General features: G+C 61.1%; 24 protein-coding genes and 1 pseudogene. 9 read left to right on the top strand and 16 right to left on the bottom strand.

From position 1 onward, the window contains the following. Nucleotides 1–41 precede the first annotated feature (41 nt). The 3 genes and pseudogenes from BLW08_RS12355 (at nucleotide 42) to BLW08_RS12350 (ending at nucleotide 2,414) form a co-directional block, all read left to right on the top strand. A complete protein-coding gene (locus BLW08_RS12355) occupies nucleotides 42–1,565 on the top strand; it encodes a carboxylesterase/lipase family protein (RefSeq protein ID WP_091325369.1) in 1,524 nt (507 codons plus the stop codon). Between the two features lie 189 nt (nucleotides 1,566–1,754). Further along, the gene (locus BLW08_RS24355; protein ID WP_368086882.1) at nucleotides 1,755–2,030 is read left to right on the top strand and encodes an aldehyde dehydrogenase family protein; all 276 of its coding nucleotides are present in this window, start codon (nucleotides 1,755–1,757) and stop codon (nucleotides 2,028–2,030) included. Further along, nucleotides 1,975–2,414, top strand: a pseudogene (locus BLW08_RS12350) (aldehyde dehydrogenase family protein). Before BLW08_RS24355 ends, BLW08_RS12350 begins: the two are co-directional and overlap by 56 nt. Nucleotides 2,415–2,706: 292 nt before the next feature. On the opposite strand, the gene BLW08_RS12345 reads toward BLW08_RS12350, so the two are convergent. The 4 genes from BLW08_RS12345 to BLW08_RS12330 all read right to left on the bottom strand — a co-directional run bounded on the left by BLW08_RS12345 (nucleotide 2,707) and on the right by BLW08_RS12330 (nucleotide 6,128). Continuing rightward, entirely contained in the window at nucleotides 2,707–3,072 is a 366-nt protein-coding gene (locus BLW08_RS12345) for a hypothetical protein (RefSeq protein ID WP_091325367.1), read from the bottom strand. Continuing rightward, nucleotides 3,069–4,010, bottom strand: a complete 942-nt coding sequence (locus tag BLW08_RS12340; RefSeq protein WP_091325365.1) for a DODA-type extradiol aromatic ring-opening family dioxygenase — start codon at nucleotides 4,008–4,010, stop codon at nucleotides 3,069–3,071. Before BLW08_RS12340 ends, BLW08_RS12345 begins: the two co-directional genes overlap by 4 nt. 76 nt (nucleotides 4,011–4,086) lie before the next feature. Beyond that, complete coding sequence (locus BLW08_RS12335; RefSeq protein WP_091325363.1) at nucleotides 4,087–4,917, bottom strand: citryl-CoA lyase; 831 nt, start codon at nucleotides 4,915–4,917, stop codon at nucleotides 4,087–4,089. Next, nucleotides 4,914–6,128, bottom strand: a complete 1,215-nt coding sequence (locus tag BLW08_RS12330; protein WP_254779845.1) for a CaiB/BaiF CoA transferase family protein — start codon at nucleotides 6,126–6,128, stop codon at nucleotides 4,914–4,916. The genes BLW08_RS12335 and BLW08_RS12330 overlap by 4 nt, the downstream gene beginning before the upstream one ends. A 128-nt stretch (nucleotides 6,129–6,256) precedes the next feature. Between BLW08_RS12330 and BLW08_RS12325 the strand changes: the two genes are divergently transcribed. From BLW08_RS12325 to BLW08_RS24350, 5 genes are all read left to right on the top strand, one after another. Next, nucleotides 6,257–7,060: an IclR family transcriptional regulator domain-containing protein gene (locus tag BLW08_RS12325; protein WP_090820925.1), complete on the top strand. Its 804-nt coding sequence runs from the start codon at nucleotides 6,257–6,259 to the stop codon at nucleotides 7,058–7,060. Nucleotides 7,061–7,215: 155 nt separating this feature from the next. Further along, entirely contained in the window at nucleotides 7,216–8,844 is a 1,629-nt protein-coding gene (locus BLW08_RS12320; protein WP_091325362.1) for a bifunctional 3-(3-hydroxy-phenyl)propionate/3-hydroxycinnamic acid hydroxylase MhpA, read from the top strand. After that, complete coding sequence (locus tag BLW08_RS12315; protein WP_090820921.1) at nucleotides 8,841–9,257, top strand: nuclear transport factor 2 family protein; 417 nt, start codon at nucleotides 8,841–8,843, stop codon at nucleotides 9,255–9,257. The genes BLW08_RS12320 and BLW08_RS12315 overlap by 4 nt, the downstream gene beginning before the upstream one ends. Nucleotides 9,258–9,307: 50 nt before the next feature. Further along, complete coding sequence (locus tag BLW08_RS23865; protein WP_175538680.1) at nucleotides 9,308–9,523, top strand: hypothetical protein; 216 nt, start codon at nucleotides 9,308–9,310, stop codon at nucleotides 9,521–9,523. Next, nucleotides 9,493–9,975, top strand: a complete 483-nt coding sequence (locus BLW08_RS24350; RefSeq protein ID WP_175538679.1) for an MFS transporter — start codon at nucleotides 9,493–9,495, stop codon at nucleotides 9,973–9,975. The genes BLW08_RS23865 and BLW08_RS24350 overlap by 31 nt, the downstream gene beginning before the upstream one ends. A gap of 253 nt (nucleotides 9,976–10,228) precedes the next feature. Here BLW08_RS24350 and BLW08_RS12305 read toward each other — a convergent pair whose 3' ends face one another. The 12 genes from BLW08_RS12305 to BLW08_RS12250 all read right to left on the bottom strand — a co-directional run bounded on the left by BLW08_RS12305 (nucleotide 10,229) and on the right by BLW08_RS12250 (nucleotide 23,375). Then, nucleotides 10,229–10,831, bottom strand: coding sequence for a TetR/AcrR family transcriptional regulator (locus tag BLW08_RS12305; protein WP_091325358.1), 603 nt, complete (start codon nucleotides 10,829–10,831; stop codon nucleotides 10,229–10,231). A gap of 42 nt (nucleotides 10,832–10,873) precedes the next feature. Further along, a complete protein-coding gene (locus BLW08_RS12300) occupies nucleotides 10,874–13,162 on the bottom strand; it encodes a beta-glucosidase family protein (RefSeq protein WP_091325356.1) in 2,289 nt (762 codons plus the stop codon). Beyond that, complete coding sequence (locus BLW08_RS12295) at nucleotides 13,159–14,466, bottom strand: MFS transporter (protein ID WP_090820915.1); 1,308 nt, start codon at nucleotides 14,464–14,466, stop codon at nucleotides 13,159–13,161. The genes BLW08_RS12300 and BLW08_RS12295 overlap by 4 nt, the downstream gene beginning before the upstream one ends. 293 nt (nucleotides 14,467–14,759) lie before the next feature. After that, entirely contained in the window at nucleotides 14,760–15,218 is a 459-nt protein-coding gene (locus BLW08_RS12290; protein WP_091325354.1) for a VOC family protein, read from the bottom strand. A 113-nt stretch (nucleotides 15,219–15,331) separates the two neighbouring features. After that, nucleotides 15,332–16,309, bottom strand: a complete 978-nt coding sequence (locus BLW08_RS12285; RefSeq protein WP_175538678.1) for a LacI family DNA-binding transcriptional regulator — start codon at nucleotides 16,307–16,309, stop codon at nucleotides 15,332–15,334. 70 nt (nucleotides 16,310–16,379) lie between these two features. Then, nucleotides 16,380–17,594 carry a thiolase family protein gene (locus BLW08_RS12280; protein ID WP_091325351.1) on the bottom strand — a complete coding sequence of 405 codons (1,215 nt, stop codon included), beginning with the start codon at nucleotides 17,592–17,594 and terminating at the stop codon, nucleotides 16,380–16,382. Between the two features lie 15 nt (nucleotides 17,595–17,609). Beyond that, entirely contained in the window at nucleotides 17,610–18,353 is a 744-nt protein-coding gene (fabG, locus tag BLW08_RS12275) for a 3-oxoacyl-ACP reductase FabG (RefSeq protein WP_091325349.1), read from the bottom strand. 28 nt (nucleotides 18,354–18,381) lie between these two features. Next, nucleotides 18,382–19,386 (bottom strand): cyclase family protein, encoded by a 1,005-nt coding sequence (locus BLW08_RS12270; protein WP_091325347.1) that lies wholly within the window; start codon nucleotides 19,384–19,386, stop codon nucleotides 18,382–18,384. Beyond that, nucleotides 19,383–20,453, bottom strand: a complete 1,071-nt coding sequence (locus BLW08_RS12265; protein WP_254779843.1) for a zinc-dependent alcohol dehydrogenase — start codon at nucleotides 20,451–20,453, stop codon at nucleotides 19,383–19,385. The genes BLW08_RS12270 and BLW08_RS12265 overlap by 4 nt, the downstream gene beginning before the upstream one ends. Next, nucleotides 20,450–21,556, bottom strand: a complete 1,107-nt coding sequence (locus BLW08_RS12260; protein ID WP_091325343.1) for a mandelate racemase/muconate lactonizing enzyme family protein — start codon at nucleotides 21,554–21,556, stop codon at nucleotides 20,450–20,452. The genes BLW08_RS12265 and BLW08_RS12260 overlap by 4 nt, the downstream gene beginning before the upstream one ends. 23 nt (nucleotides 21,557–21,579) lie before the next feature. Next, the gene (locus BLW08_RS12255) at nucleotides 21,580–22,359 is read right to left on the bottom strand and encodes a CoA-transferase subunit beta (RefSeq protein ID WP_091325342.1); all 780 of its coding nucleotides are present in this window, start codon (nucleotides 22,357–22,359) and stop codon (nucleotides 21,580–21,582) included. Beyond that, nucleotides 22,356–23,375 carry a CoA transferase subunit A gene (locus BLW08_RS12250; RefSeq protein WP_254779842.1) on the bottom strand — a complete coding sequence of 340 codons (1,020 nt, stop codon included), beginning with the start codon at nucleotides 23,373–23,375 and terminating at the stop codon, nucleotides 22,356–22,358. The genes BLW08_RS12255 and BLW08_RS12250 overlap by 4 nt, the downstream gene beginning before the upstream one ends. A gap of 169 nt (nucleotides 23,376–23,544) precedes the next feature. Between BLW08_RS12250 and BLW08_RS12245 the strand changes: the two genes are divergently transcribed. Next, nucleotides 23,545–24,456 carry a LysR family transcriptional regulator gene (locus BLW08_RS12245; protein WP_091325340.1) on the top strand — a complete coding sequence of 304 codons (912 nt, stop codon included), beginning with the start codon at nucleotides 23,545–23,547 and terminating at the stop codon, nucleotides 24,454–24,456.

Below are 24,456 nucleotides of genomic sequence, written 5' to 3'. Positions count from 1 at the left end.
GCAGGCCCTTCTTCACGTCATGAAATCATGAAAGAGATGCCATGCTCAACCCAGTTGCAACTCAATTAGGTCCAGTCCAAGGCCGTGAAAATAGCGGCGTCCGCAGTTGGCTTGGCATCCCCTACGCCGCCCCACCTTGGGGCCAGCAACGCTTTACACCGCCCCAGCCACGCACGCCATGGAGCACTGTTCGTGATGCCTGCTCCTACGGGCCCCCGGCACCCCAAGGTTTGCAGCTGCCAGGCTCGGATATCGCGCCGTCGACTGATCCCGCACCAGACTGTCTGACCCTCAACGTGTGGGCCCCAACTCCAACGCCAGAACGGTTGCCGGTCATGGTGTGGTTCCACGGCGGAGCGTACCTCGCAGGTGCAGGGTCAGAAAAGGCCTACAACGGAGCGTCACTGGTCCAAGAAGGCGTCGTCTTGGTCACCGTGAACTACCGCATGGGCGTGGACGGCTTCGGACAGATCGAGGGCACCGTCTCCAACCGCGGGATTCTCGACCAGATCGCGGCCTTGGAATGGGTACGGGACAACATTGCCGGCTTCGGAGGTGATCCGCAAAAGGTCACGATCTTCGGACAATCCGCGGGAGCTGGCTGTGTCCTGGCCATGCTCGCCATGCCATGCGCCCGCGGCCTGTTCCACCGTGCCATCGCCCAAAGTATTCCGCGCATGTTCCTCACCCAAACGCTCGCGCACTCGGTCACCCAGGCCATTGCCGCCGCAGCTGGCATAGAAGGAACAGCAGATTCGAGCTCCCTGGAAAAGTTGAGTCCTCAAGCGCTGGCAGACGCAACGCGGCAGGTCATGAGCACTATGGGAGAACGCGCAGACCAATGGGGACCTCTTGCCCACTCTCCGTCGCCCTTTGGGCCGATCATGGATGGGGACACCTTGCCCGAGGACCCCTGGACGGCGCTGCGAGGTGGGGCCGCCCGTGATATCCCGCTGATCACCGGCCACACCCGCGATGAATACCGTATCTTCACCGCCCAACAGAAGCGGTTTAACATCTCAAGCGATGAAGCGGATACCGCTCTGCACATCTTCGCACCCAACGGAGACGCCGACAGCTACCGCGCCATCATGCCGAAGGCAGAACCCGGGGAGGTATACGAAAAAGTCATCACCGACTACCTGTTCCTTGCCCCAACAATGCAGGCTGCAATCGCCGCCACTGATGCTGGGGGACACGTTTTCGTCTACGAACTGTGCATCGACCCGGTTGGGGGCATTGGCTCACCGCACGCCATCGACTTGCCCTTGACCTTCGATACCCTTGACACCGGATTAGGAGCGCTGATACCTGAGCCAACTGACTCAGTGCTCGAATCAGGCGCCCGAATGCGCAAGGCATGGACCGGCTTCGCCGCAACTGGAAACCCAGGATGGCCACAATGGGGGCCCGAACTGACCACCCAGATTTGGGGTGCAGACAACCCTGTGGCAAGTTACCCCGAATCCGAAAGGCTTGAGCTGTCTCTGAAAGACAGCTGCGGTGCCCTCGAGCTATTTGCCATACCAAAATCTGGGCCGGTGAATCCGGCCCTTTCTCGCTAAACGTCACCTGAGATTCGCTGATTGGACGCCCCAGCCTGCGCTACTGCCGCCGCGGTGAGTGTCACCGGGTGAGTGTCCTGGCTGAACCGGCTTGACCGTGCCGACGTCTCCTGATGCGTGGCCGGCCTGTTAGGGGACAGAATCAATCCTGACTGAAATCCGGGAACCGGCCTTCCGCGCCGGGCAGCCCTGCAAGGTGAGCCAAAAAAGACAAGAAACAATGAAGTCGCCTATGGCGCCGAATTCCTGCGATGGTTCTCCGAAGAAACTGTCCGTGATTACGGCCGCTATCTCGCCGCGCCGAAGGGCAAGAACAAAATTCTGGTCCAGCACAAACCCGCGGGCCCGTGCCTGCTGATCACACCATCGAATTTCCCGCTCGCCATGGCTACCCGCAAGGTAGCCCCTGGTGAGTGCCGCCGTCGGGGCCGGAGCCACCACCGTCACCGGCGGCGCGCCGGTTGACGGTCCCGGCTACTTCTACCAGCCCACCATCCTGGCTAACGTCCCCAACGATGCCGCCATCCTCCGTCAGGAGATCTTCGGCCCCGTCGCCGCGGTCACCACGTTCAGCACCGAAGAGGACGCCATCCGGCTGGCCAACGCCAGCGATTACGGCGCGGCGTCCTACCTTCACAACCGGGACACAACAAGCTGTTGCACGTGGCCGAACAGATCGAGTTCGGCATGGTTGGCTTCAACGCCGGCGTGAACTCCAATGCCGCGGCACCGTTCGGCGGGGTCAAGCAGTCAGGCCTCGGCCGCAAAGGGCGGCTCCAAAGGGGTCGCCGAGTACACCACCACCCAATACATCGGCATCACCGACCCCTACACGAGCTAACGTGCTGAATCGAGGTACCGGCCAACCTGTATGGACCTTGAGACCTCCCCGACCGGGAAGTGCAGGGGCCGCCTACTAATTGCCATGTAGTAGTCGGAACGCGACCTCCGTCGAACTGGCGGGTACGGCCCGAGGGTGGGTTGAAGCGGAGGATAGGTTCCAGTTACGGTCAATGAGGCACCAGGTTCGCCTCGTCACGTCCTAGCCTGGGCCCTTCGCCGCCTGGCGAAGGGCCCATCTTCAGAACCGGTCAGAGTGATCCATATCAAATAGACCACCGGATCGGCATCCACCCGTTCCTTAGAGGGCTACGGACGGGTAGTCCTTACCCAGCCAGTGGTCCAGCTTCCTGGCAAATTCCCTTTGGAAGGAAAGAGGCCCATGTTCTCTGGTGTAGTCCTCTTCAAAGACGGCGACAAAGAGTGTCAGCGAAAGGAAGAAGTGGGCGCCGTTTTCGAACAGCCAAACGTAGTCCTGGTTGATCAGCGCCTGGCGTTCCTCGTCAGTGAAGGACACCCATGAGGTTTTCTCGACATCATTGAGCCATATGCCGACGTCTTTTTCCCAGTCCGCGAGTGCTCTGGCGGGATCTTCCTTGTAGCGTGCTACCCATCGGGGGTCGCGGTCCACCGTGTACAGGAATTTGTTGACGTAGTACTTGCTCACGCTGTGACACCTACTTTGGCAGTGACGGGTCCGGCGGTGCCACCGGATACGGCGGCTGACTGCTCGGCCGCGGCGGCCTGTCTCCCGTTCTTGTTCGGGTACCACGTCATGAACATTTCCCTGGTGTGATACAAATCCAGCTGGTCCACGTAGTCGGCGTTTTCGGGGCCGGCGATACCCATCATCAGGATCAGGTCCATAAAGCCGTGGGTGGCGTTGCCAGCCCCGGACATGGATTCATGCGTGACGTTTTCCAGGATGGCATCAATGTTGCCGGTGGAGAGCCATTCAATGGCCTGGCGGTCAAATTCCGGGTCGGGCCCGTGCTCGCCGAACTGCCGGGGCCCGCCAAGTTCCAGGCTTAGATGGCCGGTTCCGATCGCCGCGATGTTCTTGTCCGTCGGGTATTCATCGATCACCTGGCGGATGGCTCGGCCAAGGTCCCAGAACCGTTTTGGTGAGGGCAGCGGTGGAGCGAAGATATTGGTGTAGATCGGAACCACCGGCAGGTCAGCGTCCGGGCGTACGGTGATGATCGGACAGATGATGGAATGGTCAATTTTTAGTTCGTGGCTGAACGAGAAGTCGAAGCCACGGTCCAGTAGGCCCTGATGCATGAAATTGGAGAAGGCAACATCCCCCTCGAGCACGTACTTCGGGATGCCAAACTCGCGCTCCTCGTTGTAAAAGGTGGCGTCGTATTTATTCTGTTTGCCAATCATGAAGGTCGGGTAATTGTCCAGAAAGAACTGGTGGAAGTGGTCCGCGCCGACCATGACAAGGATGTCCGGTTCGGCCGCGGTGAGCGTTTCCCGGTAGGCCTCGACTTTGCGTTTCCACTCGTCGGCCTGAGGGATGCGTTCTTCCGGGGGCGCGGTGGTGGCTTTGAGGTAGAACGGGTGGTGGGTGCTGGCCAGTACGGCTGTCAGTTCAGCCATTGCATCTCCTTTGATTGCGGCCGGCGTGCTCCGGGAGCGGCCGGGATCGGCTACGGGCCGTGACGGCCCTTTTGGTTTAAATGTCTTCCAGTGCTGCGGGTGACTGCGGGTCGACATAGACGGCGTTCCGGTCCACTGCCATGTAGATCTCGTTTGCTATGGGGTTGCGCCGTTCCTCGGCTATCTGCCCGAGCAACCCTGCAGCGCGGGCGAGGAGGGCGAAACCTCGGAGCAGTTCGGGTGGCAGGCCGAGGTCGGCCAGGGCGGCACCGCAGACGCCAGCGCCGTTGAGCGGCAATGTGCGGCCAAGGGCCTTTTCGCTCATCCGGCCAATGGCTTCGAACAGGCGCAGATGTGGCCCGCGCAGGCCTTCCTCCTCGGCGATGCCGATCAGCACCGGCGTCCGGGGGTCGCCCTCCTTGTGGTTCGGGTGGCCCAGTCCGGGGACGAATTTGCCGGCAGCACGCTGGGCGGTGATGGCACCCAGTGCGAGGTCATCCCAACCCGCATCGGTGTCCGGGAGGTTCTCCTTGTGGGCTGCGAGGGTCGTGGCGAGGAACTGGCCGCAGTCTTCGGTGACACCGAGGAACCGGGAGCCGCCGCCGAGCAGGCCGGCGGCCATGGCTCCCTGGAGGGAATCGGGGGCGCTCAGGTAGGTGAGCCGGGCGGCGATGGCTGTGGGCGTGAAACCGTGGTCGGCAAGTGCCACTAGAACGGATTCAAAGACACGCAGCTCGCCAGTGGTGGGGCGGCGCATGGCGACGAGCCAGAAGGCGAGTTCGCCGAAGCTGGCTTTGCCCATCAGGTCCGCGGCGAGGTCCTGGCCCAAGAGGCGGATTTCTGTGGCGGAAGAGGTTCCCAGTGAAGTCGGGAACTGCAGCTTTTCCTGCTCGAGGGTGGGATTCATGATTCTCCAGGGGTTGAAGCGGTCGGGACGGCGGCGGCAGCAAGCCAGGCACGGATCTCATCGGTGTGTTCGCCTAGCTCCGGCGGTGCCAGATCGTACCGTGCCGGGGTTGCAGAGAACGTAATAGGGTTGCGCACGCCCGGGACGGTTTTGGCGCCGGCGCCCACCTGGACCACGGGCTGCAGCCCGAGATTCTGGGCGTATTCAACGCCTTGTTTGATGGTGTTGATAGGTCCGTTGGGAACGCCGGCTTTGTTCAGCTTCCCGAACCATTCTTCGGCGGTCCGGGTCTTCAGCCGTTCCACCAGCAGGGGGCGGAGTTCTTCGCGGAGCCGTGTACGGTCGGCGTTGTCGGCAAACCGCTCATCGTCGGCGAGTTCGGGCACGTCCAGTACGGCGCAGAGCTTACGGAACTGTGCGTTGTTCCCGGCGGTGATGATCAGGTCATCGTCCTTGGTTGGCAATGCTTCGTAGGGGAACAGGCTCGGGTGGGCGTTGCCCATCCTGAAGGGCGTGACGCCCCCAGCAACATAGGCGGAGGTTTGATTGACAAGCCCGCTCATGGCCGAGGCCATAAGGCTCGTCTCTATATTTTGACCCTCGCCGGTGCGGTCGCGGTGGTGCAGGGCGGCGAGGATGCCGATGGTCGAATGCAGCCCTGCCATGACGTCGAAGACGCTGATGCCGGCGCGGTAGGGTTCCCCATTTGGGTCACCGGTGAGGCTCATGAGCCCGGACATCGCTTGGACGATCAGGTCATAACCAGGAAGGTCGGCGCCTTCGGCCGTGCCAAATCCGCTAATAGAGCAGTAAATGACGGCCTTGTTGCGTTCCCTGACCGAGCCGTAGTCCAGTCCGAACCGTTTAAGTCCGCCGGGCTTGAAATTTTCGATGACGACGTCGGCGCGGGCGGCGAGCTCCTTGGCCGCGGCGAGGTCGTCCGCTTCCTTCAGGTTCAGCACGACGGATTTTTTGTTGCGGTTGATGGCCGAGTAGTAGGTCGACACTCCGTCGGGCCGGACCGGGGGCACCCACGAGCGGGTGTCATCCCCGCCCGGGCTTTCGACTTTGATGACTTCGGCGCCCATGTCAGCCAGGAGCATGGTGGCATAGGGCCCGGCCAGAACGCGGGAGAAGTCGGCGATGATGATCCCGTCCAGGGGGCGGGCCGTCCGGGCTTTGGCGGCCTCCAGATGGGAGTGGCTAGTCACAGTGGTTCCTTTCGGCTTCAAACTCACCGTCCGTCTAGCGGACAACCGTCCGAAGATGTGAGATATTTATAGAATGAGCTTTTGGCGCGGATGTGTCAAGGCTCACCAAAAGCAAAAGGAGGTGCGCGATGGCGCAACGGGGAACAGGTCCAGACTTCATAGAGGCTTTGGCGCGCGGCTTGGATGTCCTGCGGTGCTTTTCAACAGACCAGCCGCATATGAGCCTGAGTCAGGTGGCACAGGCCGCGGACCTGGCACGCCCCACGGCCAGAAGAATCCTTCTCACCCTGGAAGAGCTCGACTATGTCAGGGCAACCAATGGCGCCTTCACCCTGACACCTAAGGTCTTGGAGCTTGGAATGGCCTACATCGGGGCACTCGGGCTCTGGGACATGGCCCGGCCCCATTTGGAAGATCTTGTGGGAAAGACCGGCGAGTCCTCCTCCATGGCTCAGCTCGATGGCTCCGACATCATTTATGTAGCCCGGGTCGCCGTGCCCAAACTGATCGCACTCAGGGTTGACGTAGGGACAAGATTCCCAGCGATGCTGACCTCCCAGGGAAAAATTCTCCTCGCCGCCCTCGCCCCTCAGGACGCACTGCGGGTCTTGTCTCAGCCTTCCCGATCAAGCGTACCGGCACCAAGCCAGCTGGATGAGAAACGCATCCTGCAGATTCTTGCAGACGTCCGCCATCGGGGGTGGGCGCTGGCGGACGAGGAACTGGCCCCGGGTGTCCGCTCCATCTCCGTAGGAGTGCGCGACGGCGAAAATGCGGTTCGCGCATCGATGAACATTACAGTCCAGGCTCAGGAAACGAGCGTGGAAAAGCTGACCTCCGAGTACCTGCCCATGCTGCAGGAGGCGGCCGCAGCCGTCGGGAAGGACTGGGCGCGCTGGCAGTCCCGACCGGCAAAGTCCCTGAAACCCTAAGGCCTGAACCAAATTACTCAGCCCCCACCGCGTGACTCTTGACACGCCTCTTCGCCTTCTGTCACCATCGTTTCAATAAAACGTACACGTGTCCGCCAAGCGGACAGTAAGCCTTTCCTCTGGGAAACAGCGATGGAAGCGGAGAGCAAACACCCATGAGCCACTCACCGGGCAAAGACGCCCAAACTACGGCAGCTCAAGACGAGCACTTCGATGTAGTCATCGTCGGTTACGGACCCGTCGGGCGACTGCTCGCCCTGCAACTGGGCCGTCGCGGTCACCGCGTGGCCGTGATCGAACGCCAGGAAGGGGTCTACCCGCTCCCCCGGGCCGTACACTTCGACGACGAAATCGGCCGCATCTTCCAGTCTGTAGGAGCCGGGCCGGACATCATGGCCGAGGTTGTAGAGCCCTACGACGATTTCTACGAATGGCGCAACGCCAATCAAGAGACACTCTTGCACTTGGACTGGCGCGGAGCCGGTCCCTCCGGCTGGAATGTCAGCAATTTTTTCTACCAGCCCGGAATGGAAAACTTCCTCGACGCCAAGGTCATGGCCCTTCCCTCGGTGACCATTCTGCGCGGATGGGAAGCTATCACCCACACCGAAACTGAAGACAGGGTCCTGCTGCAGATCCGCAACGCCGCCGACGAACGCCGCGAGCTCAACGCCCGTTACGTCGTCGGCGCCGACGGCGCCAACAGTAAGGTCAGGGACTGGATCGGCACACCGATGACCGACCTTGGATACTTCCACGACTGGCTCGTCGTAGACCTCATCCCTCTGACGCCGCTGCAGATCAGCCCTCCCGCGTCCCAATTCTGCGACCCCGATCGGCCCACCACCGTCGTCCCGGGCGGCCCCGGGCGCCGACGCTTTGAATTCATGCGCCTCGAACACGAGACTAAGGACGAACTGAACAACGAAAGACGGGCGTGGGAACTCCTGCGGCCGTGGGGCGTCACCCCCGAGACCGCCAAAATGGAACGCCACACCGTCTACACTTTCCAGGCACGCTGGTGCGACGAGTGGCGCCGCGGCCGCCTGCTCCTGGCCGGAGACTCCGCGCACCTGATGCCACCCTTCGCCGGGCAAGGCATGTGCTCGGGTCTGCGCGATGTTGCCAACCTCGAATGGAAGCTCGACCTGATCCTGCGGGACCTGGCGCCCGATTCACTGCTGGACAGCTACGGCCCGGAACGCTCCGAACATGTCCGCCACTTCATCGACCGGTCCATGCAGCTCGGAGAAGTCATCTGCCTGACCGATCCCGGCGCCGTTGCCACGCGGGACGCAGCGATGGCAAAGGACATCGCCGACGGCGCCTCGATTCCTCCCCGCCCGCTGCCCAAACTCGGTGATGGCCTGCACCGTGCCGACGCCGGCGGTGGCACGCTCTCCATCCAGGCCCCTGTCCAGGCCAGGGCCGGACAGACGCTCTTCGATGACGTCTTCGTTCCCTCCGGAACACTGCTGCTCAAAGATGCCGACGTCCGCGCCCACCTGCCTTCAGATGCCGCCAGCGGACTGACAGGCCTCGGATTCCAGATCATCGAGTTTGGCCAGGAGCCCTCGGATACGACAGCAGTGGACGCTACCGGAGCCTATGGCCAGTGGTTCGATGCCCTCGGCGCCGATGCCGTGCTCGTCCGCCCCGACTTCTACATCTACGGCGTCGCCGGGGTTGATGGTCTTCAGACGCTGGTCCGCGACTTCCTCTCGGATCTGGGCACGCCGATCGAGGCCGTTGAGACGTCCGGTCTCAGCGCTGCCGCACTATGACCACGTTCCCGACCTCCGGCAGCGCCCCGGAGCTGCCGGAGATACGCTACACCATCGAAGAATGCCTGGCCCGCTACACCCGGGCCATAGACAATCAGGACCCGGAAACAGCCGCAACGCTGCTGGCCAACGCCGTACTGCACTTCAAAAACAACCCCCCGTTGCAGGAACGCCGAAAGATCGCAGCATTCTTCGCCACCATGTTTCCAAACCCGTCGCGCACCCGCCACCTGGTCAGCAACCTGACGATCGAGCCGGGTACGAAGCGCATCGAATACAACGCCATTTACCAACGATGGTCCGTGGCTGATCCCACGGCTCCCGTCTGTGAGGCGCTCGGTCACTACGCCGGCAGCTTCACTCCCGTTGCGGCCGGACTTATCTGGTCGGAGCACCGGGTGATCACACGTTAACCCTCCAAGGCACAACGACGTTCCATCCCTTCCTGTTCAAGGACCCCACCATGACAAGTCCAGCAACCGGGCAGCCCCAAACCGGCCGCTCCGCTCGGCCATACCTTTCCAATTCCACCATCGTCCCCCTCTGCATGTTCGTCACGGTCGTGGAAGGCTGCAACCTCATCGTCTTCGGGGCCGTCGTCCCCTCCAGGATCCAGACCTTGGAATCGACGAACAGACCACCGGCACAGTGGGCGGCGTCGTCTATCTCGGTGCATTGACCGGAGTGCTGCTCGGAACCAGCCTCGCTGACCGCTTTGGCCGCCACAAAGTCATGGCCGCTGCCGCCACCGTTTTCTCAATCGGGGCTGTAATGGCCTCCATGGCTCCCAACCCCGAACTCCTCGGACTCGCCCGGTTCATCACCGGCATCGGCGTCGGCGGAGCGATCACCACCGCCATGACGCCGGCCCGCAATCACGCCCCTCACGCCAGGGCCAGCCGTCCCAGAAATTCACCACACTGTTCGAAAACCGCGGCTCAATCCTGGAACTTTTCGTTTCTCCCTCACCGACGCAGCAGTATTCGGCTCATTCATCGCCGCCTGCGCAGCAGATCGGTTCGGATCCGCCGGGGTCACCATCATCTGTGCAACACTGACCCTGACCGGGCTCTTCGGCGTATTGGCCGGACCGAGATCACTTCCCATGGTTCTGCTTTTTGTCGCCCTTAGCTTCGTAAGGGGCCCAACAAGCTCGGCGCACCAGCGCATGAACGCCGATACCGAGCGTTCCGTGGGTTCAACCCAATGCTCCTCCTGTGTCAGCCCGATGTAAAACCTCTTCCCAATAAGCCGGTTCCGGGCCGGGGCTGGCTTCCCCAACAAGTCAATGCCAGCAACCGTGGGAGCCGTAGCCTCCCCAAAGCATGTGTCAGCCATGACAAGGAAGTTCGTCAAGTCCTCACGGGCGACCGTTGAGCCCGCCTTATTCATGCTGCCCAGCCATTTTCGTGGCCAGATCTTGCGCTGCAAGCGTGGCGACCAGCACGATGGCTTTCCTGCGACGGTCAGTACGTCCAGACCCTGCCCCGGCCATCAATAGATCCACCTGCGACAAGACAGCCCCCGCACTGCACAGAGTCAGGATGGTGACAAGCAAGTCAGTGGCGTCATGATCAAGAATACCCGGGAGCGCCCGGCGCATCTCCCTGATGAGTCGGGGTGTTTGTTCCCTGCAAATGGCCTCGCGACCTGCCGGCACCCCCTCTTCCAGGCCTACCCAGAACAAAAGCTTGGCTGTGCCGGGTTCCGCTGCATGGAAGTCAAACAGGCGACCCGCGAAATCGCCCACTGCCGCTACGCCGCTGCCCTCGATACTGAGGCCCATGAAGAATCGGTTCAATTCAGCCGTTATCACCGCACCGTAGAGCGCATCCTTGTTGCCAAAGTATTGGTAGATGCGCTCCTTGCTGATGCCGGCTGCCTTTGCGATGTGGTCCATGCGGGCCCCGGCCAGTCCCTTGGCGCTGAACTCCGAGACGGCGGCGTCCAGCAATTGGGTTTTTGTTCGTTCTGTATCCCACGCCACTTATGATGGATCCCTTTCCTTGAGTCGATACCGCGGGCGGAACTACTGGTTCTGCCGGCTGATGAAATCTTGGAGATCTCCTGGTTCCAGAGGGATGCCCGGGAACTCAACGATGGTCGCAAGGGGCATAGCCAGAACGTTGGCACGGCCTGCTTCTTCGCCGAGAAGGTCACCGATCCTGCCTCGGAAGCCGCCGCGGCTCTCGGCCAATGCCCTGAGCTGCGGCCCGATGACGGCGTGATCCATGAAGTCCCCAAACGTGGACCACTGATTGAGCGGAACCACAATCGCTTTGCCCGGCAAGGCAACGTCCGCGGCCAATTTGAGGTCCCTTGACGATGAACCGATGTGAACCGTAGCCAGTCCGCCCTCGTATGCCCAGCCTCCTACGCCACTGTGCCAGTGCTCCAAATCGGCCCGGCGGACGGGGATCCGAACAACGTCGGAAGCGCCGCCGTCGAGCTTGATTTTCTTCCAGCCCCTCAGCTCACGAGGCGGAGTCTGCACACCACAGCAATGATCCGTCACATAAACCTGTACTACCTCGGAGCCGGAACGGATACCAGTGTTGGTGACCAGCGCCTCCACCTCAAAGGCGACGGGATCTTCGAGCGGGCGGACACTGACAGCAAGGTCTGCATAACTGAAGGTAGTGTAGGAAAGTCCATGGCCAAACGGATAATCCACGGCGAGATCCCTCGCATCGTGATAGCGATAGCCCACGTGAATCCCCTCGCCATAGACGACTTCCCCTGCCTCTCCCGGGAACGAAAGGAAGGACGCAGTGTCTTCAAGGCGCACCGGAATGGTCTCGGCCAGGCGTCCACCGGGCTCGGCATCTCCCAAGAGGACATCCGCAATGCTGTCCCCGTGAGCTTGTCCGGTCAGCCAAAATTCCACGATCGCATTGACTGACGAGCGCCAGGCCGCCGTGGTGACAACGGCGCCGTTGCTGAGGCTGGCAATCTTGGGAACGTCCATGGGCCCCAGACTGCGGAGAAGTTCCAGCTGGTCTTCCGGGAGATCTATCGACGTACGGTCAACGCCCTCGGATTCGTAGGCGCCGGGCAAGCCAAGGAACAACAGAACCACATCGGCGCCGCGGGCCGCATTGACAGCCTCCTGGACCAACTCGGCCGATGCGGCGCCGGCGTCCAAGTGATATCCAGGCACGAAATCTACCACCCAGCCGCCGGACTCCAATCGGCCCGTCAGCGCGTCGAGTGCAGACACTACGCGCGAAGCGTTCACCCGCGAACTGCCGGCACCCTGATATCTGGGCGTGCGGGCGAGTTCGCCGATGATTGCCACCCGCCGCGGCGTTGAGACGTCCAACGGCAGCGTTCCGTCGTTGGTCAGCAAGACAGCGGACTCAGCAGCAGCATGCCTTACAAGCTCGTGATGCGCATCGTGGTCGAGTGCCAGGTTTGGGCTGTCTTGCGTGGTCCGGGCGGCGAGGCGAAGGAGCCGTTCCGCACTTCGCTCAAGCACGACCGGCGGGATCAGGCCGTTCTTCAGGGCGCCGCTGACACGCGCGTCTTCCGGTCTGCCCGGCATGCGGAGCTCCAACCCGGCGTTGACGGCGGCTACAGGATCGTGCACAGCGCCCCAGTCGGACACCACAACTCCGTCATAGCCCCACTCTCCGCGCAGCAGGTCCGTGAGCAGCCAGCGATTCTCCGAGGCATAAACCCCGTTGATGCGGTTGTACGAGCTCATCATGGACCATGGTTGAGACTCCCGCAGGGCTACCTGGAATGCCCTGAGGTAAACCTCGCGAAGGGTACGTTCATCCACCTCGGCACTGATCCGAAGACGGTCAGTTTCCTGGTTGTTTACGGCGAAATGCTTCAGGCAGGCAGCCACATTCTGGCTTTGGAGACCTCGCACTGCCGCAGCTGCAAGGCTGCCGGCCAGGAGCGGATCTTCGGAGTAGTACTCAAAGTTCCTGCCGCACAACGGGCTGCGCTTGATATTTAGTCCGGGACCGAGAACCACATCAACGCCAGCGGCCCTGGCCTCGTGTCCCAAAGCCGCACCGATGGCCTCAACCAGTGCGGGGTCCCAAGATGATGCGAGGGTAACTGCCGGCGGAAAACATGTGGCGGGGGCACTTCGTTCCAGCCCGAGATGATCGGGGTTCTCGTCGTTCTGGACGCGGAGGCCGTGCGGACCGTCCGCAAACCGCAGCGAGCGCAGTCCGATGTCCGGCACTTCCTTGGTGGTCCAGTAATCCGCACCTGTGGTCAGTGCTGCGGCTCGAGCGTGGGAGACGCCCGATGATGACGGGTCGCTCCGGGCAATGGATGCTTGAGGGATTACGTCGGTCATCGGGTGCCTCGAATAAATTGAATGAGAACTGCCCCCGCAAACGCGAGTCCCGCGGCTATGAGGTAGAGGGATGTGTAGTTGCCACTTTTACCGTCAGCGTTGATGAGCAGCAGCGCCGGCGCCAGCACCGGGGCGACAGTTTGGGGGATGGTGCTGGAGAGATTGAATACTCCCATCCCCTTGCCCGCTGCGGTTCCGCTGTCCGGGAGGACCTCCGCAATAAGCGCCAAATCGACGCCGAGATAGAGGCCGTTGCCCAACCCGGCAATGACCATTCCGACGAGGAACATCTCCACGGTGCTTGACATCGCGACGATCACCATGGCGATCACGAACAACAGGGACGCAGCAATGACAAAGGGCTTCCTGCGACCGATACGGTCAGACAACCATCCGCCGCCGATACTGGATACCGCAATGGCAAGGGCCAGCACGAACATGGCAAGCGTCAGTACGGGCGCAACTGTAGCTGTGGTGTACCCCAAATGGTCGATGAGGAAATACGTCTTGTAGGTGGTCAGCAGGTACAGGGCAATCCAAGCGAAGAATCGGCCGAACCAGGCGAAACCGAAATCGGGGTGTTTCAGAGGGTTGATCCAGAAGGAACTGAGCACCGTGCGCGCGGTCTCCCTGACACGCTCTCCCCGGGCTTTGGGGACCTCACGAAGGGTAAGTGCGAAGGGAAGGACCATAAGGGCACCCACTAGCGTGGGCCAGATGAACATGGAAGCGCCGGATGTGCCCACTAACTGGATGAGAAAAGTTCCGCCCACCACTCCCATCTGTCCCGTCATGCCCATGAACCCGGAAACGCGGCCGCGCAGCGCTACCGGAACCCGTTCCGGAAGAACGGACATGATGGCCGCCAGCGCTGCATTGAACGCGCACTGCGCAGCGGCCCAACCTACGGCAACCCACAAGATGGACGGGGCGAAGCCGATCGCCAGGAGTGCCAGCGCACCGCAGGTGAACCCCACAATGAGGAACGGGCGGCGCTGTCCCCAGCGGGACGTCGAACGATCACTCAAGGCACCGAAGATGGGATTGGATATCAGCGCGGCACCCGCACCGACCGCGGAAACAAGGGCAAAGGACCCTGCTTTGCCTTCGGGGTCGATTTGCCCAACCCGCAGGGCGATGGTCACGGAGGCTGGAGTCACCAGCGCCAGGTAGACGCCGATCAGGGCCGCTATATATTTGGCGATGAACCACTTGCCGACCTGTTGGCCAGTAAGCCTGATGTTTCTTTCAGGTGCACCTTCTTCGGCTGATTGAAGAACTGCCCTTGTTTCCGTATGGGTCATTACTACTCCGTTGTAAATATGCCCGGACGGCACGCTCAATGGAAACTCTCGTCCGAGTGGTTGCGCCGGCGTGCGCCGCCCTGTGAACTGAACTGCGCTCGAGCCGGTGTGCTTTCCGTGGGTGTTAGCGGCCTGCGACGGCGAGGGCCATCACGGGTGTCCAGTCAGTAAGCTTCGCACCATTACTGATTCGATTAAGTAAAGCGAAATCAGAAGCCTGCGTGATTCACAGTCCGCTTTTGCCAAAGTCGCCCCACCTGCGCTCCCGTAGCGCAGGTGGGGCAGGGAGCCAACTACTTCTCGGTGTCCTTAACCTGATGGATCTCAATCATGTTTCCGGCCGGATCGGTCAGGAAGATCTGGTGCCAACCCTCCACGGACCAGATTCCCCAGTCATCGAAGGGAATGTTGTGTTCCGTCAGCCGGGCCTTGATCGCCTCAATGTCATCAGTGCGGAAGGCGAAGTGGCCACCTACCAGCGGGTTGACAGTATGCCCTTCCTGGAGAGCAAGGTAAGCCTGACGCCGGGTGGCGTGCACCTGCAGCTCTTCGGGATCGCCGGCCTCGAAGAAGCGTGCCCCCTCTTCCCATTCGGCGTCGCCGTCCGTCTGTCCGGATTCAGCGGCATGGGTAGTCGCGATCATCTTCGGCGATGGCAGCAGGGGAAGGCCGAGGGCATCGCGGTAGAAGTCGCTAAGTGTGTGCATGTCATCCGAGGTGACATTGACGTGATGAAGGCGAAGGTAAGCCATGGGAAATTCCTTTCGAATCGTTCATCCAGTATCTGACCAGCCATGTATCGGCGTCCAATATTTATTCGAGGATGAGTTATGCAAAATCAATATAAAAGCGGGCCGTTCAAAGCCTAGGCAGACTCACGGATTATCATCGAAAGCACGTCCGGCTTGGCGTCGTTGACCATCTCCTCGCCGCCGATGGCGGATGCAACCCGGTCCGCCAGATAGCGTCCGAAGAGGGTGTGGTTCTGCCTGACCGTGGTCAGGGGTGGCTCGGCAAACTGAGCGAACGGTTCATCGTCCACCCCAACAACGGCCAGGTCAAAGGGAACGTTCTTCCCGAGCCGTCGCATACCAGCCAGGACCGCTGCAGCAATCTGATCGTTGTACGTGGCCATTCCGGTGACATAGGCAGCAGTTTCAGACATGCCTTTCAAGGCACTGACAGACCCATCAACGCTGAGGTCAAAGCCCAGCTCCACGGGCTCGCCGAGCTCCAAACGATGGCAGGCATTCCTGAATCCATGCCATCGCTCAGCGCTTAGCGTCCCCAACTTGGGATCCAGAACGCGTGCATAGGCAAGGTGCCTATGACCCCGCCCTGCCAAGTATTCTGCCTGCATCGCACCGATGAGCTCCTGCCTGATCCCAAATTCTGCAGTAGCAGCGGCCACCACCACAGTGCCGGATTCTCTGATGAGCAGCTCATCTCCAGCGTCCATTGCCTCAACAGTCATGAGCGCCGCTGGTGCGAGTTCCCGCCACAGGGAAATCAGGGAGCGTCCGGGGCTGGGTCGCTGAAGCAGCAGGGACAGCCCATGCAGCGCGAGCCCTTCTGTGACCTGCTCGATAACCCTCGACAGCGCGTGGCTTAGCGGCCAATCCGGAAGTACAAACAAGACCGTGTCATTGCGACCTATCCGGAGCGCCCGGGCCGCCGCAAGCGACGTATAGTCCAGTTCGCGGACCGCTTCCAGAACCCGCAGCCGAGTGTGTTCCGGAATCGACTGGTTTGGCGTCTGGTTGAGCACGTAACTCACGGTGGTCTTGGAAACTCCCGCAGCCTTTGCGACGTCGGACGCGGTCACCCTCTGTGCACGTGGCACTTTGCTCCCTCCTGCGGTCATGGTCCATGCCTTTAGAAATCTACTCCCCGCCCCACCTCCGTGCCGACGATTACTGCTCCACGCCGGCGGTGACGTTTTCGAGCACCACGGCCAGGCCTTGGCCCACGCCGATGCAGATCGCTGCCACGCCCCAGCGCTGCCCTGAAGCCTGCAGGGAACGGGCCAGCGTGCCCAGGATGCGGGTACCGGAAGCACCCAGCGGGTGACCCATCGCGATCGCGCCACCGTGCTGGTTCACGATCCCGGGGTCAATCCCCCACGCGTCAAGGCACGCCAGCGACTGCGCGGCGAACGCCTCGTTAAGTTCGACGGCGCCCACCTGGTCCCAGCCGATACCCGCCTTCGCGAGGGCCTTATTCGCGGCCTCCACCGGGGCGAACCCGAAGAACTGGGGATCATTGCCGTGCGCACCGCGGCCCGCGATCCGGGCCAGGGGTTCAAGACCAAGGATGGACGAAGCAGCCTCTGAGCCGATCCACGCCGCCGAAGCACCATCAGACAAAGGCGAGGCATTCCCGGCGGTGACCGTACCGCCGTCGGGCCCTGAGGACTCAGGCCGGAACACGGTCTTCAGACCGGCCAGCTTCTCCGCCGATGATCCGGCACGGATGCCCTCATCACGGACCAGATCGGTGCCCGGAACCGCTGTCACCAGGTTGTCGTAGAAGCCTTCATTCCACGCAGCATCCGCCAAATTGTGCGAATCAGCAGCGAACTGGTCCTGCCGCTCACGGGTGATCCCGTACTTCTCGCGCAGCCGCTCGGTGGCTTCGCCCAGGGAAATGGTCCAGTCCTTGTTCATGGCCGGGTTCACCAAACGCCAGCCCAGGGTGGTGGACGCCAAGGTCATGTCGCCGGCCGGGTAGGGCTTGGAGGTCTTCGGCAGCACCCACGGCGCACGGGACATGGATTCCGCGCCGCCCACCAGCATCAACTCGGCATCACCGGCATTAATCTGGCGCGAAGCGATGATCGCCGCGTCCAACGAGGACCCGCACAGCCGGTTCACCGAGGTGCCGGGAATGGAGACCGGCAGGCCAGCCAGGAGCGTGGCCATGCGGGCCACGTTGCGGTTTTCCTCGCCGGCACCGTTGGCGTTGCCGAACACCACCTCGTCAATCCGCTCAACATCAAGCCCCGGAGCACGCTTAACGGACTCACGGACCACATGGGCGGCAAGGTCATCGGGACGGACAGCGGCAAGGCCGGAGCCGAACTTGCCAAAGGGCGTGCGCACGGCGTCGTACACAAAAGCCTGATTCATGGGTTTTCCTTCGTCCTAGATGTTTCGTCCGCCGGCGATTTCCAGCACCGTACCGGTCAAGTAGCTGGACATGTCACTGGCCAGGAACAGGATCACAGACGCCACTTCTTCCGGTTCGCCAAAACGGCCCAGAGGAACCTCGGCCAACCTGGACTCGAGGACTTCAGGTTTCATGGAGTCGATAAGTGCTGTGCGAATGATGCCCGGCTGCACGGCGTTTACCCTTACTCCGGCAAAACCGACCTCTTTTGCCGCAGATTTGGTCAGGCCAACGATGCCAGCCTTGGCGGCGCTGTAGTTGGTCTGCCCGGGGTTGCCTACTTTGCCGGAAATGGACGAGACGTTGATGATGGAGCCGCCGTCGGGTTGATCCCGCATGATGTTCGCAGCAGCGCGGGTCCCCAACCAAGCCCCTTTCAGGTGGACTGAAATGACGGCGTCGAAATCATCCTCGGACATCTTCCGCATGGTGGCGTCACGCGTAAATCCGGCGTTGTTCACCCACACGTCGAGGCCTCCGAAGGCGTCGCGGGCCTCTGCGGCGAGACGATCGACGTCGTCCGTTGAGGTGACATTGCAACCGATGCCCACGGCGCGGTCGCCAATGCCCAGGCTGGCTGCGGCTTTGGCGGCCTGTTGGGCGTCGAGATCGCCAATAACAACATTGGCGCCTTCCCTGGCGAAAGCGACAGCAGTCGCCAGCCCCAGTCCGTTGGCGCCACCGGTGATGACAGCCGTTCGTTGCTTAAGCAATTCCATGATTTCTTCCTGATCGGGTAGACGATGCCTAGCGGATAGCCATCGCGTTGGAGGGAGAGCCGACGCCTCCGGGCAGTCGCAGCGGGTTTGCCACCACCATGCAGTCGTAGCGCTTGTCGTCGTGGCAGGCCTGCGCCAGCTCATCCAGATACCAGAGTTCACCAATGGCAAGGCCAAGGAGTGGAATAAGAATGCGATGCAGCATGCCGGTATGGGAGGAAGCCGCCAGTTTCCCGTCAATCTCAGCTTGGACGGTCAGTTTGGACCCGGAGGCCGGCCACGCTTCCAGTGCAACATTGTCAGCGGCGGCAAGGGCAACTTGGTGGTCCCAGAGCCATTCAGCTGTGGCGTGGCTGGGTTCCAGCCCGACGGATACCAGCGGAGCACCGTCGTCCAAGGCGTTTAAGCGTTGCTGCTCCAGACGGTGACCGACCCAACCAAAGCGCACCATGAGGATGTCGCCGGACATCAGGCTGACGCCCTGGTGCTCGGCAGTGGCGTCCAAAACGTTGACCGGAATAGCCCGGGGTTGGCTGAAGTCAAGGGGATCGCCTGTGTGTTCCAGATACCGGGCAACGTCCAGTAGGACTCCCCTGCCGGCTATGCCATGCTCGGCAAACCGTTGGATGCCCAGGGTTGGATCCCCAGCGATGAGCTTGTTGGCGTCCGCGTCATTGTAAAAACCGTAGTCAGGGTTTCCAAAGTGCCTCAGCCCGTCAATCTGACTGGTGGCTTGGGGAAAGAGGTTGTCGATGCGGTCGTCCCGATGAAACTCGTTGAGTCCGAAGACATTGTGTTCCAAGGAGCCCCGATGAGAGATCAGTGGCTTTGGGAAAGCATCAAGCGGGAGATCCAGTGAATGCGTATTGCCCGAGGCCACCAATCCGGCAGCTTGTTTCCTAAGCTCCGGGGTCAGGAAGTTCAATGTTCCCAACTCGTCGGCCGCGCCAAAGATGCCCCAACTGCTGCCGGGCGGTGCGTCAGTACGATTGAGCAGCTCGCTGTAACGTGGGAAACTTGCGTCCCGGTTCATAGGGCGGCCTGTTTTTCGTGATCCGGAAGCTCCGGGATCAGCAGCACCTTGCAGGCATCCTGGGAGAGGAGCCCAATGGCTTCATCCATGGCAGACAGCGGAAGCCGATGAGTGACGAACGAAGACAAATCGAGCTTTCCGCCCGCCACAAGCTCAGCAATCTGCTCCCAAGTCCCCCATAGGGAACGCCCGAAACTACCCGTAAATGTAAGGCCCTTCTTGATGAGGTGGGCAGCGACGTCGAGTTCAAGGGACCTGCCTGGAATTCCGACGGCGACGACAGTGGCCTCCTTGCGGACTGCTTCGAAGAGCGACGCCAAAGCTGCCGGAACTCCGGAGGCATCGAAAGCAACATCGAATCCGACCTTCGGTCCGGACAATTCGCGGCAGATCCCGGCGACGTCGTCCGTGGGCGTCACGGACGTGGCTCCCAGGCCATCAATGAGGCCCCTGCGATACTCATTGGGCTCGACAACCACCACTTGGCCGGCACCCAGGGCCTTGGCAATCGCGGCGATGAAGAGTCCTACTGGCCCGCCACCCGTGATGAGGACATCGGCGCCGGACATGTCCACTTTGGAGCGTTGGATCGCGTGCATTGCCACGCCTGCGGGCTCAAGCAGAGCCCCCTGTTCCAGAGGAAAGCCTTCTGGCAATTTGAAGCAGGCCGTGGCAGGCACCACCAACCGCTCGGCGAAGCCCCCGTCCAGGTGCAAGCCCAGAAGCTCCATATTCAGGCAGTTATGGGCATCGCCTGTCTTGCACGGATAGCAGTTCCAACATGCCACATGGGATTCGAGTGCCACAGTGTCACCAACCCGAAGGCTTTCAACACCCGCCCCTACCTCCATGACCGTTCCCGCGCACTCGTGCCCCAAGACCACCGGGATGCTGAGGTTGAATGCTTGGGCCATCGGCGAGAACTCATAGAGCTCCCTGTCCGTGCCGCAGACAGATGCTGCCGCTATGCGTATTTTGACCTGTCCTGCATCGACCGTCGGCTCCGGGTAATCAGTGCGGTATTCGACGCCGCGTCCTGGTTTCGCTTTGAGAATTGCACGCATCATGCACCATCAACGCGGTAGTGGGCCAGTTTATCCTCATCAATCGTGGCTCCGACGCCGGGGCCTTCCGGAACGTCGATGCGGCCATCCCGAATCACCAAGGGTTCAGCCAAGAGGTCATCCGCCATATCCAGGAAGTTGGAGAGCTCACCCGCGCGACGGCTGGTAGCTTCATGGGCAGCCCCAAACACCACAGTGGCGATGGTGCCGATCTGGGTATCAATCTGGTTGCCCATATACACATCAACACCGAGCCCCGTGGACAGCCCAAGAACCTCCTGGGACTCCGTAAATCCTGTCCGTGCTGTCTTGATGCAAATGCCGTTACACCCTCCTGACAGCAATTCCCGCGAAGCATCACCGGCAGTAGGGACGCTTTCGTCGCCAAAAATTGGAATGGTGGATCTCTCCACCAACCGTCGGCGGCCCATGGCTTCCTTGGCATCACAGGGTTCTTCCAAAAAGGCCAAGCCCAGTCCCTCAGTGCGGCGCAGGACGTCGATTGCCTCATTGGCCGTCCAGCCGCGGTTGGCATCCAGGTAGATCTGGACGTCCTCTCCCAGACCCTCACGGAGGACGCGGCAGGCCTCGATATCCAGCGCCAGGGGACGCCGCCCCACCTTGAGTTTGAAGGTGGTAACCCCATACTCGGATCCGAAACGTTGGGCTTCCTCCAACAGGACTTTTGGTTCCTTAAAGCCCAGCATGTGACTGACCCGCATGCTGGGAGCGTACCCACCAAGGAGGCTCCACACGGAAGCGCCCGTGGCATGTCCGATGGCGTCCCAAAGCGCAATGTCCACTGCCCCCTTGGCAGTGTTGTTATGGACGGTGCGGCGCAGGGTCTGCTGGACCGATTGACGGTTAAACGGGTCCATCCCGATCAGTGCAGGCGCAAAGATTCCGTTGATGACGGCCACAATAGAGGCTTGGGTTTCCCCATAGGTATAAGGCCTGGGCGGAATATCGGCCACCCCCATGATGCCGGTGTCCGTGTGGATCCGCAGCAACACGTGGTCCGCAGCAGTGACTTCGCCGCTGGCAAACTTCAAAGGCCTGACGTAGGGGATTTCGTAGGGAATCGCTTCAATGCGTTCAATCTTCATTATGAGACTGTCTTCCTTCGGAGTCAGCGCAGGTAAACCCTGCGGGGGTCAATTTCCGTCCGCAACAAGCGCAATTCTTCAGCGGTAGGCGCCGGCGTCACCCGGAGGTCCTCCGCCACCTTCAAATCCCAGCCGGTATTGGCCAAAACGTGGTCAACGGAAACACCTTCATGCACCGCCGAGAGCTTCAGTTCATCATGAACGCCGGAACGCGTCAGGATGCCAAGCTCGGTAACCACCTTGGTCACACCGGCGCCGCGCACCCGTCCACCTTCAGCCAGCGCACGGTCCGGCCCGGGAGACGTGCAAAAGTCCAGGCTCTCAACAAACGTGCGCGCGTCATGGCGGCGCATAACAACAAAGACTTCCTTGGAGTTCGCGGCCACTTCAACGGCTCCACCCGACCCAGGCAGCCTCACCTTGGGATTCTCCCACGGGCCAATGACGGAGGAGTTGAGGTTTCCCCATCGATCAATCTGAGCAGCGCCGAGGAACCCGACGTCGATGTGGCCGCCCTGCAATACGTAGCCAAAGAGCACGGGCATGGAGAGCACCGCCTCAGCTCCTGTAATGAGCACTGAGTCCGCAATCGTTTCTGGCAGATGGGACGGATGGGCACCGCATACCCCGGATTCGTAGACGATTTCCAGGTTTGGTTCAGTGGTCATACTGGCCAAGGACACGGCCAACGTAGGCAGCCCAATTCCGGCAAAGACGGTGTGCCTGCCGGCCAGCTCCCGGGATGCCACCACAGTAAGCAGCTCCGTGGCAGTGACACCTACGCCTTCTGCTACTGACGTCATTTCGATTCCTTAACGTGGTCATCGGCATCCAGGGCCGGTTCGAGTCGTGTTCCGTAGTTGATTCGCCCGCTTAACGCTTGACCGACGCCGAGGCGGCTCAGTGTTGACGAACCCAGTTTGGCCAAATATTCAGTATGGTCAGCGGTCCCGTAGATCCATTCCTCCATCCAGGCCGACAACAACGTCTTGTCGCCACTGATGCCTGACCACGCACGGTAAAAATCGTTGTCGCGGTCGGAATAGCCCTGGGAAAAGGACGGGTGCGTAGCCCCCGGGCATTCCACCACTGCGTCAACTGCCAACGCGGGAATCACCGTGCGATTGGGATCTGCGCGGATGACGTCATCGTCCACTACTTCTTCGACCACGACGATCGCGCGCTTCGCTGAGAAGACCGCCTCTGCCTGGATACCGGTCAACCCCCACATTTGGACGTTGCCAGAGCGGTCGGCGCGTTGGGCATGGACGATTGCCACATCGGGATTAATGGGCGGTACAACATAGATTTCTTCGAAGGCACCATCGTCATCGGGAAATGGCGAGGTTACTTTACGCATCCCCTGCTGGATTCTCGGGAGGTCAGATCCGAAGTATGACCGCAGCGGATAGAAGGGCAACCGCTGCGCTCCTGCCAGGTAGCGGCAAATCATGCCGTAGTGGCTGTATTCCTGGTAGTCCAGGGGCTCCGGATCTGCCCGTTCTATCCTGCGGCGAATTTCCCCCAGCGAGCCCGCCGATGAGTTTCCTACGAATGAGGAGACCAGTGTGGCGATGCATCCGCCGGCAAGCATCTGATCTGCCACGATGTCAGCTGTCATGCGGACGAGTGTCAGGTTCTTCCTGCGCTGCCGGATAATTTCATGCCCTGCCGCGGTGGGAATGGCATGGGTAAAGCCTTCGATGGCCACCACGTCTCCGTCGTGGACGTATCGGCTGATCGCTTCCTTCATTGAAAGCGTTTTGTCTTTGGTCGTGGGAGCAGCTTTCGGCGGCGTTGCCGAGGCTTGAATGGTCACCGGGAAGCTCCTTTTAATACGCAAGAGGTTACGTTCTGCTGCGTCAACCTTCCCAAAGCAACTATGCTGCGTCCAATACTAATCAAGACCACTCTTATACAATGTATAGATATATACACCGGAGGGATGCGTCGCCCCGCATACCACCATCAAAACGAAGGACGCGCGCATGGAATTCAAGGAACTTGAGGCTTTTGTGGCCGTGGCGGAGGAACTCCACTTCAGCCGCGCTGCGGAGCGCTTGCAGATTGCCCAGCCACCCCTGAGTTACCGCATCCAGCAACTCGAGAAGCAGTTGAAGGTCAAGCTCTTCAACCGGAACACCAGGTCTGTCACCCTGACAGACGCCGGCGAACGATTACTTGGCCCCGCCCGCAAGGTGCTGGCCGACGTCGAGCTTGCACGAGCTGCTGCGCAGTCACTCACCGCAGGTGAGTTCGGGAGGGTGCGGCTGGGTTTTGCCGGAGCGTCCAGCAGCAAGATCCTTCCGCCCTTAGCGCAGGAGGTTCGACGCCGCTATCCCGGGATCGATTTTGTCCTCCAAGGACAAACGTATGCGTATGCAGCACTCGACCAAGTGGTGAACGGTCAGCTGGACCTCGGCTTCGTCCGGCTTCCCATCAACCATCCGGAAGTGGATTTCCGTATTGTCGAGCACGAACGACTCATCTGCGCACTGCCGTCGTCGCACCCCCTCGCAGGCGAGGCGGAAGTGTCCTTGGCCCAGCTGGCCGATGTCCCGTTCATCAGCTTTCCGGCGGAAGGAGGTTCCTCCCTCAGGGCAGCGCTTGTCGAATCCTGCGCCCGCGTGGGAATAACGCCCAGAATCGTTCAGGAAGCTCCCGACTCTTACACCATCCTTGCTCTGGTTGCCGCCGGCGCCGGTGCCACCTTGACCCTGACATCCGTCCAGCACGTCCAGCCAACCGGCGTGGCCTACCTTCCGCTTGCAGGTGATCCCGCCTGGCTCCACGCAGCCATCGCCTGGCGAAAGGACAATAGCTCCCCCGCCCTGGCACGGGTTCTGGAAGTGTTCGACGAAGTGCTGCCGGACACGAGCAGCGAGGCGACTGCAATATAG

Source organism: Arthrobacter sp. cf158 (assembly GCF_900106835.1).
In the GTDB taxonomy this organism is placed as follows: Bacteria; Actinomycetota; Actinomycetes; order Actinomycetales; family Micrococcaceae; genus Arthrobacter.
The sequence above is the reverse complement of the archived record's forward strand: the minus strand, read 5'-3'. Positions and strand labels throughout refer to the sequence as shown.

Coding starts and splice junctions, on each gene's coding strand:
- BLW08_RS12355 (WP_091325369.1), top strand. CDS start 42: ATGCTCAACCCAGTTGCAACTCAATTAGGTCCAGTCCAAGGCCGTGAA.
- BLW08_RS12340 (WP_091325365.1), bottom strand. CDS start 4,010: ATGGCTGAACTGACAGCCGTACTGGCCAGCACCCACCACCCGTTCTAC.
- BLW08_RS12335 (WP_091325363.1), bottom strand. CDS start 4,917: ATGAATCCCACCCTCGAGCAGGAAAAGCTGCAGTTCCCGACTTCACTG.
- BLW08_RS12325 (WP_090820925.1), top strand. CDS start 6,257: ATGGCGCAACGGGGAACAGGTCCAGACTTCATAGAGGCTTTGGCGCGC.
- BLW08_RS12320 (WP_091325362.1), top strand. CDS start 7,216: ATGAGCCACTCACCGGGCAAAGACGCCCAAACTACGGCAGCTCAAGAC.
- BLW08_RS12315 (WP_090820921.1), top strand. CDS start 8,841: ATGACCACGTTCCCGACCTCCGGCAGCGCCCCGGAGCTGCCGGAGATA.
- BLW08_RS23865 (WP_175538680.1), top strand. CDS start 9,308: ATGACAAGTCCAGCAACCGGGCAGCCCCAAACCGGCCGCTCCGCTCGG.
- BLW08_RS12300 (WP_091325356.1), bottom strand. CDS start 13,162: ATGACCGACGTAATCCCTCAAGCATCCATTGCCCGGAGCGACCCGTCA.
- BLW08_RS12295 (WP_090820915.1), bottom strand. CDS start 14,466: ATGACCCATACGGAAACAAGGGCAGTTCTTCAATCAGCCGAAGAAGGT.
- BLW08_RS12290 (WP_091325354.1), bottom strand. CDS start 15,218: ATGGCTTACCTTCGCCTTCATCACGTCAATGTCACCTCGGATGACATG.
- BLW08_RS12280 (WP_091325351.1), bottom strand. CDS start 17,594: ATGAATCAGGCTTTTGTGTACGACGCCGTGCGCACGCCCTTTGGCAAG.
- fabG (WP_091325349.1), bottom strand. CDS start 18,353: ATGGAATTGCTTAAGCAACGAACGGCTGTCATCACCGGTGGCGCCAAC.
- BLW08_RS12270 (WP_091325347.1), bottom strand. CDS start 19,386: ATGAACCGGGACGCAAGTTTCCCACGTTACAGCGAGCTGCTCAATCGT.
- BLW08_RS12265 (WP_254779843.1), bottom strand. CDS start 20,453: ATGATGCGTGCAATTCTCAAAGCGAAACCAGGACGCGGCGTCGAATAC.
- BLW08_RS12260 (WP_091325343.1), bottom strand. CDS start 21,556: ATGAAGATTGAACGCATTGAAGCGATTCCCTACGAAATCCCCTACGTC.
- BLW08_RS12255 (WP_091325342.1), bottom strand. CDS start 22,359: ATGACGTCAGTAGCAGAAGGCGTAGGTGTCACTGCCACGGAGCTGCTT.
- BLW08_RS12245 (WP_091325340.1), top strand. CDS start 23,545: ATGGAATTCAAGGAACTTGAGGCTTTTGTGGCCGTGGCGGAGGAACTC.